The sequence below is a fragment of the Kitasatospora sp. NPDC058406 genome (genome assembly GCF_042722765.1).
Lineage (GTDB): Bacteria > Actinomycetota > Actinomycetes > Streptomycetales > Streptomycetaceae > Kitasatospora.
On record NZ_JBHXKE010000115.1, the window covers coordinates 13,941 to 28,782 of the forward strand.

Below are 14,842 nucleotides of genomic sequence, written 5' to 3' on the forward strand. Positions count from 1 at the left end.
AGGCCGTGAGCCCGTCCGACGCCCCGCCGGCCGCCGCGCCGGCCGCCCCTCCCGGCGCCGCCGCCCGCCCCGCCGGTGCAGCCCCGGAGATCCTGCCCGACGGCGTGGTCCGCACCGCGCCCGCGTCCGGTCTGCAGCGCGGCCTCTGGTTCCTCGACCGCTGGAACCCGCAGGCCGCCACCTACACCACCCCCTGGACGTACGACGTCACCGGCCCGCTCGACCTCGCGCTGCTGCGGAGGGCGCTGGACGGGGTGTCGGCCCGGCACGAGGCGCTGCGCACCACCTTCGCGCTGCACCCCGACGGCCCCCGCCAGCACGTCCACCGCACCCTGGCCGTCCCGCTCGCCGTCACCGACCTGCGCGGGCTCCCCGAGGGTGAACGGGCCGACCGTGCCGCCCGGTTGGTCACCGACCGGGCCGCCGAGCCCTTCGACCTGGCCGCCGGCCCGCTGCTGCGCGCCGAAGCGATCCGGCTCGCCGACGACCGCACCACGCTCCTGTTCGTCGTCCACCACATCGTCTGGGACGGCTGGTCCGCCGACGTCTTCGAGCGTGAACTCGTCGAGCTGTACGGCGCGTCGGGTGAGCGGCGGGCAGCCGCGCTGCCCGAGCTCGCCACCCAGTACGCCGACTACGCGCTGGAGGAGCAGGACACCCCCTACGAGGAGCACCTCGCCTACTGGAAGGACCGCCTCGACGGTGCCCCCACCCTGCTGGAGCTCCCCGCCGACCGGCCCCGGCCGGCCGAGCGGAGCCGGCGCGGGCGCACCGAGCCGTTCGAGCTGCCGGCGGGGAGCGCGGCCCGGGTCCGGGCGCTCGCCGAGCAGGAGGGCGTGACGCCGTTCACCGTCCAACTGGCCGCCTTCGCCCTGCTGATCGGCCGCTGGACCGGCGCCGACGACCTGCTCGTCGGCACCCCCGTCACCACCCGCAACCGGCCCGAACTCGCCGACCTGCTGGGGTACTTCGTCAACCTGCTGCCGTTGCGGATCCGGCTCGCCCCCGGTGCGACGTTCCGCGGCCTGCTGGCCGACGTCCAGGACGGCGCCTTCGACGCCTACGGCTACCTCGACGTGCCGTTCGACCGGCTGGTCGACCTGCTCGGTACCGACCGCAGCCCGCAGCACCCGCCGCTGGTCCAGGTGGTGTTCGGCGCCCACGGCGAGGACCGCACACCGCTCGTCCTCGGCGCCGCCACCGCCGAACGCACCGTCCGCTCCAACGGCACCAGCAAGTTCGACCTCACCTGGTCCGTCTTCGAGGACACCTCCGGATCCCGGGGCGGCGCGGAGCAGGACCCGGCCGTGCAGGACCCGGCCGCGCCGGGCGGCCCGGGCGCCGGCGGCGAGCTGCGCGGCGAGGCCGAGTACAGCAGTGACCTCTTCGACCCGGCGACCGTGCGCCGCCTCGCCGCCGACTACGCCGAGCTGCTGGACGCCGCGCTCACCGACCCGGACGCCACCGTGCGCCGGCTCACCTCCGCCGGGCCGTCGCACCGCCCGGCCGTACTCGACCGGGGCCACTGCCTGCACCACCTCTTCGAACAGGCCGCCGACGCGTACGGCGACCGGCCCGCCGTCAGCGGCCCGGACGGCACCCTCGGGTACGCCGAACTCGACCGCCGCGCCAACCGGTTGGCCCACACCCTGATCGCCCGCGGGGTGCGCCCCGGCGACCGGGTCGGCCTGCTGCTGGAGCGCACCGCCGCCGTCCCCGTCGCGATCCTCGCCGTCCTCAAGACCGGCGCCGCCTACGTGCCGGTCGACCTCGCCGCCCCCGCCGACCGGGCCGCCCTGGTCTTCGGCGACACCGCCGTCACCGCGGTCGTCACGGACCGGCCCGACCGCGCCCCCACCGGCCCCTGGCAGACCCTCGACCTCACCGCAGGCGCCGGTGAGATCGCCGCCCACCCGGCGAGCCGCCCCCCGGCGGTCGGCCGCCCCGGCGACCTCGCCTACCTCATCTTCACCTCCGGCTCCACCGGCCGCCCCAAGGGCGTGGCCGTCGCCCACGAGCACGTCAGCCGCCTCCTGGCCTCCGGCCGGCCGCACTTCGGCTTCGGCCCGGACTCCGTCTGGACCCTCTTCCACAGCTACGCCTTCGACTGGACGGTCTGGGAGCTGTGGGGCGCGCTCCTGCACGGCGCCCGCCTGGTCGTCGTCCCCTACCTGACCAGCCGCTCGCCCGACGAGTTCGCCGGACTCCTCGACGAGGAGCGGGTCACCCACCTCTGCCTCACCCCGTCGGCGCTCCGCCAGCTCGAACCGGCCCTGCGCCGCCACCCCCGCGCCCTGCCCGCGCTGCGCTGGATCATGCTCGGCGGCGAGGCCCTCGACCCCGGCGTCGTCCAGCGCTGGCACGACCTCGACCCGCTGCCGCCCGCCCGGCTCTGCAACCTCTACGGCATCACCGAGACCACCGTCCACGTCACCACCCACGACGTCGCCGACGGCGGCGCGGGCTTCGGGCGGAGCCTGATCGGCGAGCCCATGCCGCACCTCACCGCGCTCGTGCTGGACGACTGGCTGCGCCCGTGCCCGGCCGGCGTCCCCGGCGAGCTGTACATCGGCGGCGGCAGCCTCGCCCACGGCTACTGGGGCCGGCCCGGCCTCACCGCGGGCCGCTTCGTCGCCGACCCGTACGGTCCGCCCGGCGCCCGGCTCTACCGGACCGGCGACGTGGCGAGGCGCCTGGCGGACGGCGGACTGGAGTACGTCGGCCGGGCGGACTTCCAGGTCAAGCTGCGCGGCTTCCGGATCGAGCTCGGCGAGATCGAGAACGCCGTCGCCGCCCACCCCGACGTCGACGCCTGTGTGGTCACCGTGCACGACGACCGCCTCGCCGCGTACGTCACCGGGCGCGAACCGGGCGACCTGCGCGGGTTCCTCGGCCGGTCGCTGCCCGCGTACATGATCCCGGCGAGCGTCACCCTGCTGGACGCGCTGCCGCTCACCGTCAACGGCAAGGTCGACCGGGCCGCGCTGCCCGCCCCGGGCCGCCCCTCGCCCGTCTCGGCCGGGCGGCACGTCGAACCGCGCACCCCGGAGGAGGAGCTGTTCGCCGGCGTCTGGACGGAGGTGCTCGGTGTCCCCGGGATCGGCGTGCACGACGACTTCTTCCACCTCGGCGGCGACTCGATCCGGGCCGTCCAGCTGGCCGGCGCCCTGCACGACCGGGGCTGGCAGGTCGGCCTGCGCGACGTCTTCAACGCCCCCACCGTCGCCGCCCTGCTGCCGCTGGCCCGCCCGGCGGCGGCCGACCCCGGCGCGGACCGGCCGTTCGCGCTCGTCACCGAGGAGGACCGGGCCGACCTGCCGTCCGACGTGGTCGACGCCTACCCGATGGTCTCCATGCAGCTCTCGATGGTCTTCCACATGGAGGTCGCCGGCGGCACCGACAGCTACCACAACGTCAACTCCTACCGGATCGGCGGCGACCTCGACGAGACCGCCTTCCGCCGCTCCGTCAACGAGGCGATGGCCCGGCACGCCGTGCTCAGGACCGGGCTCGACATCTCCGGCTACGGCGAACCGCTCCAGCTCGTGCACGGGATCCTGCCCGCCCCCGTCTCCTTCACGGACCTGCGCGGTGCGACCGGGGAGGAGCAGGACGCGGCGGTCCGGTCCGTCTTCGACGACCACCGCGAGCGGCCGTTCGACCTCGCGACCCCGCCGCTCTTCCGGATCACGGTGCAGCGGCTGGCGGACGACGCCTTCCAGCTCACGATCTCCGAACACCACGCGATCCTCGACGGCTGGAGCTTCACCTCCCTGCTCGCCGAACTCCTCGAACGGCACGCCGCGCTGGCCGCCGACCCGGTCTCCGCGCCCACCCCGCCGCCCCGCACCGCCTTCCGCGACTTCGTCGCCGTCGAACGCGCGGCGGCCGGTGACCGGGAGTCCCTGGCGTACTGGCACGAGCGGCTCGACGGCGCCACCGGCCAGCTCTGGCCCGGCAGCGAGGACGTCCACGAGCTGCCGCGCACCGTCGAACGGGTCCTCCCGGACGCTCCCGGCCAGCTGAGGCGGGCCGCCGACGCGCTCGGCGTCCCGGTCAAGTCGGTCGCCCTCGCCGCCCACCTGCACGCCCTCGCCCGGATCACCGGCCGGGAACGGGTCACCACCGGGCTGGCGATGAACGGCCGCCTGGAGCGGCTCGGCGGCACCGAGGTGTACGGGCTCTTCCTCAACACGGTGCCGCTGGTCGCCGAACCGGGGGAGGACCTGGCCGAGCTGGTCCGCCACGTGCACCGGGAGGAGCTGGACATGATGCCGCACCGCCGGGTGCCGTTCGCCCGGCTGGCCCGCATGATGGCCGACACCGCGCTCGACAGCCAGTTCGGCTACCTGCGGTTCCACGCCCTGGGACGGCTCGGCCCGGCCCGGATCGAGGACGGCCGGATCGGCTCGGAACCCACCCTGCGGCACGAGCCCAACAGCTTCGCGTTCGGCGCCTCGCTGATCCAGGACCCGGTCTCGGACCGCGTCCTGCTCGCCGTGGACCACCAGCGCGCGCTGGTCGACGACGCCACCGCGGAGGAGTTCATCGACGCCTACGCCGCGGCCCTGGCCCGGCTGGCCCCGCCCGTCTGACGCCCGCCCCGCGCACCCGCCCCGCGTACCCGCCTTCGCCGCGCGCTGCCGCCGCTCCCGCGCGCCCGCCTGCGCGCCCCACCCGACGTGATCTGCCCGACCTGACCGAGGAGTGCCCCCGCATGACCACCTTCGCCGAGCCGGCCGCCCCCACCGAGCCCGCCCCCGTCGCTGCCTCCGCTCCCGCTGCCGCCCCCGCCGCCCCCGCCGCCGTCGACCTGCTGACCCGGCTGCGCGCCGCGGTCGCCGCCCACCCCGGCCGGCCCGCCGTGCACGGCGTCGACGGCAGCCTCGACTTCGCCGCCCTGGACCGCCGCACCGCCGCCCTGGCCCGCGCCCTCCGGGCACACGGCGTCCGGCGCGGCGACCGGGTCGGCATCCACCTCGCCCGGACCGCCGACCTGCCGGTCGCGCTGCTCGCCACCTGGCGGGCCGGCGCCGCGTACGTCCCACTGGACCCGGCCTACCCGGCCGAGCGGATCTCCTTCATGGCCGCCGACGCCCGCCTCGCCGCCGTGGTCAGTACCGACACCGCTCCGCCGGTCCCGGCCGGCGTCCCGGTGCTCCGCCCCGACACCGAAGCGCCGTCCGCCGACGGACCGGAGGGCGACGCGCCGTTCGCCGACTTCACCCCGCACCCGGCCGACTCCGCCTACGTCATCTACACCTCCGGCTCCACCGGCCGCCCCAAGGGGGTCGAGGTGACCCACGGCGGCGTCGCCCACCTCGCCGACGCCCTGGCGCAGCGCGGCGCCCACCGCCCCGAGCCGGCCGTGGTCGGCTGGAACGCCAGCGTCTCCTTCGACGCCTCCGTCCCCCAGTGGACCCGGCTCTGCCGCGGCGACACCCTGGTGGTGATCGACGACGCCCGGCGCGCCGACCCGCTCCGGCTCGCCGCGCTCCTCGCCGAGTACGGCGTCACCGACCTCGACCTGACCCCCTCGCACTGGCAGCTGCTCCGCGAGCCGCTGGCAGGCGCCCGGGTGCCGCGCCTGTTCATGGGCGGCGAGCCGGTGCCCGGGCGCACCTGGCGCGAGCTGGCCGACGGCGGCATCGAGGCGCTCAACCTGTACGGGCCCACCGAGTGCACCGTCGAGGCGGTCACCACCTGGATCACCGGCCCCGGCCCGCACCTGGGAGAGCCGCTGCCCGGCGTCCGCACCTACCTGCTGGACGACCGGCTCGCCCCGGTCACCGGCGCCGGCGCCGTCGGCGAGCTGTACCTGGCCGGGCCGGGCGTGGCACACGGCTACCCGGGCCACCCCGGCCTGACGGCGGGCCGGTTCGTCGCCGACCCGTTCACGACGGAGCCGGGCGCCCGGATGTACCGGACCGGCGACCAGGCCCGGCGCAGCGCCGAAGGGCTGCTGGAGTACGTCGGCCGGGTCGACCGGCAGGTCAAGCTGCGTGGCTTCCGGGTCGAGCTGGGCGAGGTCGAGCACGCCCTGGCCGCCCTGGACGGGGTCACGGTGGCCGCGGCCACCGTGTACGAGGCCGCCCCCGGGGACGTCCGGCTGGCCGGCTACGTCACGGGCGGGGCCCGCCCCGCCGAGCTGCTCGCCGAACTGCGCCGCACCGTGCCTGCCCACCTGGTGCCGGCCACCGTGACCGTGCTGGCCGCGCTGCCGCTCACCCCCAACGGCAAGGTCGACCACCGCGCCCTGCCCGCGCCGTCGGCGGACACCGCCGGGAGCGCCGCGGCCGACGGGCCCGGGGGAGTGGACGAGCTGGTCGCCGAGGTCTGGCGCACCGTGCTCGGCGTCCCCTCCGTCGAGCCCACCGACGACTTCCTCTCGCTCGGCGGCCACTCGCTCGCCGCCCTGCGCGTCGTCCACCTGCTGCGCCGCAAGCTCGACGTCGAGCTCCAGCTCCGGCACCTGCTGGACGCCGACGACCTCGCCGGGTTCACCGCCGCCGTCCGCCGCGCCACCGAGGCGGGCCCGGCCGCCCCGCGCCCCGCGCTCACCGCCCGCCGGGAGGCCGTCCGATGAGCACCGCCGTCCGGCCGACCGCCCGCCCGCGGATCGAGGGCGACTGGCTCCTCGTCCCCGCGCCCCAGCCCCACCGCCCGTTCCGGCTGTTCTGCTTCCCGCACGCCGGCGGCGACGCCACCGCCTACACCCCGCTGGCCCGGGCGCTCGCCCCGGCCGCGGAGGTCTGGGCGCTGCGCCCGCCGGCCCGCGGCGGGCGCAGCCGGCACCCGATGCCGCCCGACTTCGACGCCCTGGTGGCGGCCGTGACCGGGGCGATCGCCCCGCACCTGGACGGTGGCCGGTTCGGCTTCTACGGGCAGAGCTTCGGCGCCCTGCTCGCCTACGAGGTCGCCCGCGCGCTGCCCGCCGACCGCCGCCCCGAGCTGGTGGTGGCCGCCGCCGCGCCCAGCCCCGCCGCGTGGACCGAGCGGGAGTCCCGGGACCTCGACGCGTCCGAGCTGCTGCGGCTCACCGGCCTGGAGGAGGTCGTCCGGGCCGAGCCCGAACTCGTCGACCTGGCCCTCGCCGGCATCCGCACCGACCTCGCGGTCAGCGCCACCTACCGGTACCGCCCGCACGCGCCGATCGGCTCCGCGCTGTACGCGGTGGCCGGCGCCGACGACCCGATGCTCGGCGCCACCGACCTCACCGGCTGGGCCGCGCACACCCGCGGCGACTTCGGCCACCACGTCGTCCCCGGCGGGCACCTCCTGGCCACCGTCGACCGCCCCGGTCCGGTCGGCCTCCTGACCACCCTCCTGGCGGGCCGCCAGACCTCCGTCCCCGCGCACGACACCAGGGAGCAGCAATGGTGACCACCACCGCCGTCGACCTCACCGACCCGGCCCTCTGGGCCCGCCCCGACACCCCGGCCCTGGTCGACGAGCTGCGCCGCGAGGCGCCCGTCCACCGCACCGACACCATGGACGACGGTCCGGTCTGGTCGGTGATGACCTACCGCGAGTCGGCGGACGTGCTGCGCAACGCGGCCGTGTTCAGTTCGGAGTCCGGCTCGCTGCTGGGCTCGGGCGAGGGCAAGGTGCCGGTCGGCTCCGGCCGGATGATGGCCCTCACCGACCCGCCCCGGCACCGTGAACTGCGGGCTCCGGCGAACCCGTTCTTCTCCAAGGGCGGGGTGCGCGGGGCTTCCCGGTCGATCGCCGAGCGGGCCGGGGAGCTCTTCGACCGGGCCGTGGAGCAGGGCGAGGCCGACCTCGTCGACGTGGTCTCGGCGCTGCCGCTCGCCGTCATGTGCGATCTGCTGGACGTCCCCGAGCAGGACCGCGACATGATGGTCCGGGTCTGCGACGTGGCCTTCCTCGGCAGCACGCCGGAGGAACGCCGCGCCGGGCACCAGCAGTTGATCCCGTACCTGATGCACCAGGTGATGCTGCGCCGCACCGACCCGCGGGACGACCTGATCTCCATGATGGCCACCTACAAGGTCGGCGGGCGGCTGATGCCGATCGAGGACGTGGTGCTCAACCTGGACAACATCGTGGTCGGCGGCGTCCAGACGGTCCGGCACACCGCGGCGATGGGCCTGCACACCCTGGTCCAGCGGCCCGACCTGTGGCGGCGGTTGCAGCAGGGCGAGGTGTCGATGGACTCGGCCGTGGACGAGCTGCTGCGGTGGACCTCGGTCGGCCTGCACACGCTGCGCACCGCGACCCGGGACGTCGAGCTGGCCGGGCGGCAGATCCGGCGCGGCGACCGGGTGGCGGTCTGGGTCTGGTCCGCCAACCGGGACCCGGAGGCCTTCGACCGGCCCGAGGAGGTCCGGCTGGACCGTTCGCCCAACAAGCACCTCGCGCTGGGCCTGGGGGCCCACTACTGCATCGGTGCGCCGCTGGCCAAGGCCGAGCTGGGCGCGCTGTTCTCGGCGGCGCTGGAGAAGGCCGCGGCGATCGAGCCGGCGGGGCCGGTCCAGTACAACCGGTCGATCATCAACTTCGGGCTGGACCACCTCCCGGTCCGCCTCACCCCGCGCTGACCGGCCCCCGCCCCGGCCCCCCCGCACGACCCCGCTGCTGCTCCCGAACCCGGCCGACGACCCCGCCACGACGCCGCCCACGACCCTCCTCCCGCACCGACCGGACCCCGGTCCCGGGCCCCCGCCCGGCAGGTGGCTAACTGCCGCTCACCTGCCGGGCCTTGTGCCGCCCGGGCCCGTACGGCGCCGATACCTTCGAACCACACCCCAGGCCACACCCCCTTCGAGGAGACCACCGTGAGCAACCCGTTCGAGGACGACAACGCCGGCTACCTGGTGCTGGTCAACGACGAGAACCAGCACTCGCTCTGGCCGGTCTGGATCGACGTGCCGGCCGGCTGGACCACCGTCCACGGCGAGGCCACCCGCCAGGACTGCCTGGACTGGATCGAGGCCAACTGGACCGACATCCGCCCGGCCGGCCTGGTGGCCGCCCTCGGCACCCGGTGAGCGCCGCCATGCCGACCTGGGAGCTGTACCCCGGCCGTCCGGCCCTCACCCGCGTCCCGGCCGCCGCCGACCTCGCCGGGGCCTGCGCCTGGCTGCGGGACCACGAGGCCGAGCTGACCGCCGCCCTGCACGAGCACGGCACGATCTTCCTGCGCGGGCTGCCGGTGGCCACCGCCGCGGACGTCGCCGCCGTCCGCGACGTGCTGATCCCCGAGCCGACCCCGTACCGGGAGAAGGCCACCCCGCGCAGCGACTTCGGCGACGGCGTCTTCTCGTCGACGGACCTGCCGCCCGCGCAGTCGATCCGGATGCACAACGAGAACAGCTACACCCTGACCTTCCCCGGCCGGCTGCTCTTCGCCTGCCTGACGGCCCCGGAGGAGGGCGGCGCCACCCCGACGGCCGACGTCCGCAAGGTCCTCGCCGGGCTGCCCGCGCACCTGGCGGAGCGCGGTCGCTCCTCCGGCTGGACGCTCACCCGCACCTACTCCGACTACGTCTCGCTCGGCTGGCGGACCGCCTTCGGCACCGAGGACCGCGCCGACGTCGAGCAGTACTGCCGCGAGAACGGCATCTCCTGGGAGTGGCTGCCGGACGGCAACCTGCGCACCAGCCAGTTGCGCCCGGCCACCGTCCACCACCCGCACACCGGTGAGGAGGTCTGGTTCAACCACCTGGCCTTCTGGAACGAGTGGTCGCTCGACCCGGACATCCGGGAGGCCATGGTCGACGAGTTCGGCGCGGACGGCCTGCCGTTCAACACCGGTTTCGGCGACGGCGAACCGCTCCCGCGGGAGGACGTGGACGCGCTCAACGCCGCGTACGAGGCGGCGACCGTCCGCGAGACCTGGCAGGTCGGCGACGTGATGCTGGTGGACAACGTGCTCTGTGCGCACGGCCGCGACCCGTTCCGCGGCGACCGGAAGATCGTCGTCGCGATGGGCCGGCCGGTCGACGTCCTGGACTGCCGACCCGGCGTGCTGCCCACCACCGCCGTCCCGGCCTGAGGCCGCCACCCATTTCCCACGCCGTGACGTGAGCAGACGTGAGTAGAGGAAGCACCGTGATCCCGGTTTCGTACGCACAGCAGCGGCTCTGGCTGGTCGACCAGATCGAAGGGCCGACCGCGCTCTACAACCTGCCGTTCGCGGTCCGGCTGCGCGGTGCGCCGGACACCGCCGCGCTGCGCGCCGCGACGGCGGACGTGGTCGCCCGGCACGAGGCCCTGCGCACGGTGTTCCCGGTGGTCGGGGGAGTCCCGGTGCAGCGGATCCTGCCGTCCGCGGAGGCGTCGATCGCCTTCGAGACGGTGGACTGCGCACCGGGACCGGACGGTGGGGACTACCCCGCCGTGCTGGACCGGGCCGCCGCCCGCACCTTCGACCTGGCGGCCGAACTCCCCCTCAGGGTCACGGTCTTCTCGCTCTCGCCCACCGAGCACGTGCTGCTCGTCGTGCTCCACCACATCGCCGGTGACGGCTGGTCGCTCGGCCCCCTGCTGCGCGACCTCGCCACCGCCTACCGGGCCCGGCTGGCCGGCTCCGCCCCCGCCTGGGAGCCGCTGCCGGTCCAGTACGCCGACTACACCCTCTGGCAGCGCGAGCTGCTCGGCGAGGAGTCGGACCCCGAGAGCCTGATGGCCCGTCAACTCGACTACTGGAGAGGAGTCCTGTCCGGTCTCCCGGAGGAACTGGAGCTCCCGGCCGACCGCCCCCGGCCCCCCGTCCCGACCGGCGCCGCCGACGCCGTCCCGTTCGTCTACGGCGCCGACCTGCACGCCGCGCTGGCCGATCTGGCGCGCCGCCACCGGTCCACCCTGTTCTCCGTCCTCCAGGCCGGTCTGGCCGCCCTGTTCACCCGCCTCGGCGCCGGCACCGATATCCCGCTCGGCACCGGCGTGGCCGGCCGCTCCGACGAGGCGCTGAACGACCTGGTCGGCTTCTTCGTCAACACGCTCGTCCTGCGCACCGACACCTCCGGGGACCCGACCTTCGCCGAACTCCTCGGCCGGGTCCGGGAGTCCCAGCTCGACGCGTTCTCCCACCAGGACGTTCCGTTCGAGCGGCTGGTCGAGGAGGTCAACCCGACCCGCGTGCTCGGCCGCCACCCGCTCTTCCAGACCCTGCTGGTCCTGCAGAACCACGAGGAGGGCGAACTCGGCCTGCCCGGGCTGGAGTCGGAGCCCGAGCCGCTCGGCCTGCGGGTGGCGAAGTTCGACCTCAACATCGGCATCACCGAACGGCACGGCCCGGACGGCGCCCCCGCGGGCCTCACCGGCTCGGTCGAGTACGCGGCCGACCTCTACGACCGGGCCACCGTCGCCGCCCTGTTCGAGCGGCTTGGCCGGCTGCTCGCCGCCGCGGCGGCCGACCCCGCGGCCCCGATCGGCGCCCTCGACGTCCTCGGCCCCGAGGAGCGCACCCTCCTGGTCGACACCTGGAACGCCACCGCCGCCCCGGTCCGGACCGGCTCCCTGCCCGCCCTGTTCGCGGCGCAGGCCGCCCGCACCCCCGACGCGGTCGCGCTCGCCCACGACGGCGGCACCGTCGGCTACGCCGAGCTCGACGCCCGCGCCAACCGGCTCGCCCACCACCTGATCGCCCGCGGCGTCGGCCCCGAGTCCCCGGTCGCCCTGCTGATGGAGCGCTCGGTCGACCTGGTCGTCGCCACCCTCGCCGTGCTCAAGGCCGGCGGCTGCTACGTCCCGATGCACGCCGGCCTGCCGCCCGAGCGGATGGCCGCCCTGCTCGCCGACACCGGCGCCCCCGTCCTGCTCACCGACCGCGCGGACCCGGGCTTCCCGCACACCGCCGCCGTGGTCCGGCCCGGCGACGGGCGCGACGCCCCCGACCACGAACCGGGCCTGCCCGTCCACCCCGACCGGCTCGCCTACGTGATGTTCACCTCCGGCTCCACCGGCACCCCCAAGGGCGTCGCCGTCCGCCACCGCGACGTCGTCGACCTCGCCGCCGACCGCCGCTGGCAGGACGGCCGGCACGAGCGGATCCTGCTGCACTCCCCGCACGCCTTCGACGCCGCCACCTACGAACTGTGGACGCCCCTGCTGAACGGGGGCACGGTGGTGGTCGCCCCGCCCGGCACCCTGGACGCCGCCGCCCTGCACGCCGTCGCCACCCGGCACGACGTGACCGCCGTCTTCCTGACCAAGGCGCTCTTCGACCTGGTCGCCGAGCAGGCCCCCGAGACCTTCACCGCCCTGCGCACCGTCTGCACCGGCGGCGAGGCGGCCTCCGGCACCCTGCTGCGCCGCGTCCTCGACCGCTGCCCCGACCTGCTGCTCGCCCACGTCTACGGCCCCACCGAGGCCACCACGTTCGCCACGTTCCACCACCTCGCCCCCGCCGACCTGGCGGGCCCCCGCGCACCGATCGGCGGCCCGCTCGACAACATGCGCGCCCACGTCCTGGACGCGCGGCTGCAGCCCGTCCCGGCCGGTGTCCCCGGCGAGCTGTACGTCGCCGGGGCCGGCCTGGCCCGCGGCTACTGGCGCCGGCCCGCGCTGACCGCCGAGCGGTTCGTCGCCGACCCCTTCACGCCGGGGGAGCGGATGTACCGCACCGGTGACCTGGTGCGTCGCCGGGCCGACGGCGCGGTCGAGTTCCTCGGCCGGATCGACGGCCAGGTCAAGATTCGCGGCTTCCGGATCGAGCTCGGCGAGATCGAGGCGGTGCTCTCCCGCCACCCCGCCGTCCGGCAGGTCGTCGTGATCGCCCGCGAGGACCGCCCCGGTGACACCCGGCTGGTCGGCTACTGCGCCGCCGCCCCGGACGGCGCGTCCGGACTCGCCGCCGAGCTCAGGCAGTTCGCCGCCGGGACGCTCCCCGCGTACATGGTCCCGTCCGCCGTCGTCGTGCTCCCCGCCCTGCCGCTCAACGCCAACGGCAAGGTCGACCGGCGCGCCCTGCCCGCCCCCGACCTCGCCGCCGACACCGCGGGCCGCGCCCCGCGCGACGACCGCGAGCGCGCCCTCTGCGCACTCTTCGGCGAGATCCTCGGCATCGACGGCATCACCGTCGACGACGACTTCTTCGAACTCGGCGGCCACTCCCTGCTCGCCACCCGCCTGGTCGGCCGGGCCCGCACCGAACTCGGCGCGGAACTCGCCATCGGCGACCTCTTCCGGGCGCCGACCGTGGCCGCCCTCGCCGCCCGCCTCGCCGCCGGGCCGAGCGGCCCGACCGGGCCCGCCGCCGCCACCGCCTCCGTCGGCCGTGCCGGGCCCGCAGGGTCCGCCGCCGGCCCCGCCCGGATCGTGCTGGGCCGGGAGGAGCGCCCCGAACGGCTGCCGGTGTCCTTCGCCCAGCGCCGCCTCTGGTTCCTCGGCCGGGCCGAGGGCCCCGCCGCCACCTACAACGTGACCCTCGCCCTGCGGCTGACCGGCCCGCTCGACCCGGCCGCCCTCGAACGCGCCCTCGGCGACGTCGTCGACCGGCACGAGGCCCTGCGCACCGTCTTCGGCGAGCACGACGGCGTCCCCCACCAGCGGGTGCTGCCCGCCCCGCCCGGCCCGCTGCTCACCGTCACCGACCGCCCGGTCGACGAACTCACCGGCCACACCTTCGACCTGGCCGCCGACGTCCCGCTGCACGCCTACCTACGGCCCGAAGGCGCGGACGAGCACGTCCTGCTGCTGGTCCTGCACCACATCGCCGGCGACGGCTGGTCGCTGCGGCCGCTCTTCCACGACCTCACCGAGGCCTACACGGCCCGGCTCGGCGGCGAACGGCCGGTCCAGGAACCGCTGCCGGTCCAGTACGCCGACTACACCCTCTGGCAGTACCGGCTGCTCGGCTCCGACACCGACCCGCACAGCCCGCTCGGCCGTCAGCTCGCCCACTGGCGCGAGGCCCTGGCCGGCCTGCCGGACGAGCTGCCGCTCCCCGCGGACCGCCCCCGCCCGCCCGTCGCCACCCACCGCGGCGACGTCGTCCCGCTGGAGCTGGACGCGACCCTCCACGCCCGGCTGGCCGCCCTGGCCACCGCGCACGGGGCGACCCTGTTCATGGTGCTCCAGGCCGCGTACGCCACCCTGCTGCACCGCTTCGGCGCCGGCGACGACCTGCCGATCGGCACCCCGCTGGCCGGCCGCCTCGACGAGGCCCTCGACGACCTGGTCGGCTTCTTCGCCAACACCCTGGTGCTGCGCACCGACCTCGCTGGCCGCCCCACCTTCGCCGAGCTGCTGGCCCGCGTCCGGGAGGCCGACCTCGCCGCCTACGCGCACCAGGACGTGCCGTTCGAGCGCCTGGTCGAGGAGCTGAACCCGGCCCGCACGCTGGCCCGCCACCCGCTCTTCCAGGTGATGATCGCCTTCGACAACACCACCGGCGGCGGAGGTCCGGAGTTCCCGGGCACCCGCACCGCCTACGAGCCGCTCGGCCTGCCGACCACCGCCTTCGACCTCACCCTCAACCTCTCCGAACGCCACCACCCGGACGGCGCCCCGGCGGGGCTGGAAGGCGGCCTGGAGTTCGCCACCGACCTCTTCGACCGGAGCACCGCCGAGCGGCTCGCCGCCGCCCTCACCGCGATCCTCGCCCAGGTCGCCGAGCGCCCGGACCTCCCGGTCGCCGAGCTGGACGTGCTCGGCGAGGCCGGCCGGGCGGCCCTGGCCGACTGGCACGGCACCGCCCGCCCGGGGGCGGACGCCCTCGTCCCCGACGGCCTCGCGCCCGACGCCCTCGTCCCGGCCGTCTTCGAGGACCGGGCGGCCCGCACGCCGGAGCTCACCGCCCTGGTCTTCCGGGACACCCGGCTGACCTACGCCGAGCTGAACGCCCGCGCCAACCGCCTCGCGCACGGCCTGCGGG

At 76.1% G+C, this 14,842-nt stretch carries 7 protein-coding genes; all 7 read left to right on the forward strand.

All coding sequences use genetic code 11. From position 1 onward, the window contains the following. Window positions 1-5: 5 nt before the first annotated feature. A complete protein-coding gene (locus ACFWOG_RS22660; protein ID WP_380360609.1) occupies window positions 6-4,595 on the forward strand; it encodes an amino acid adenylation domain-containing protein in 4,590 nt (1,529 codons plus the stop codon). 122 nt (window positions 4,596-4,717) lie between these two features. Then, complete coding sequence (locus ACFWOG_RS22665; RefSeq protein ID WP_380360611.1) at window positions 4,718-6,586, forward strand: non-ribosomal peptide synthetase; 1,869 nt, start codon at window positions 4,718-4,720, stop codon at window positions 6,584-6,586. Next, on the forward strand, window positions 6,583-7,383 hold the full coding sequence (locus ACFWOG_RS22670; protein WP_380360613.1) for a thioesterase II family protein: 801 nt from the start codon (window positions 6,583-6,585) through the stop codon (window positions 7,381-7,383). The genes ACFWOG_RS22665 and ACFWOG_RS22670 overlap by 4 nt, the downstream gene beginning before the upstream one ends. Further along, complete coding sequence (locus ACFWOG_RS22675; protein ID WP_380360614.1) at window positions 7,377-8,561, forward strand: cytochrome P450; 1,185 nt, start codon at window positions 7,377-7,379, stop codon at window positions 8,559-8,561. The genes ACFWOG_RS22670 and ACFWOG_RS22675 overlap by 7 nt, the downstream gene beginning before the upstream one ends. 237 nt (window positions 8,562-8,798) lie before the next feature. After that, the gene (locus ACFWOG_RS22680; RefSeq protein WP_329880702.1) at window positions 8,799-9,011 is read left to right on the forward strand and encodes an MbtH family protein; all 213 of its coding nucleotides are present in this window, start codon (window positions 8,799-8,801) and stop codon (window positions 9,009-9,011) included. A gap of 8 nt (window positions 9,012-9,019) precedes the next feature. Further along, a complete protein-coding gene (locus ACFWOG_RS22685) occupies window positions 9,020-10,018 on the forward strand; it encodes a TauD/TfdA family dioxygenase (RefSeq protein ID WP_380360616.1) in 999 nt (332 codons plus the stop codon). Between the two features lie 56 nt (window positions 10,019-10,074). Next, window positions 10,075-14,842: amino acid adenylation domain-containing protein (locus tag ACFWOG_RS22690; protein ID WP_380360618.1), on the forward strand; the 4,768-nt coding region annotated here is incomplete at its 3' end.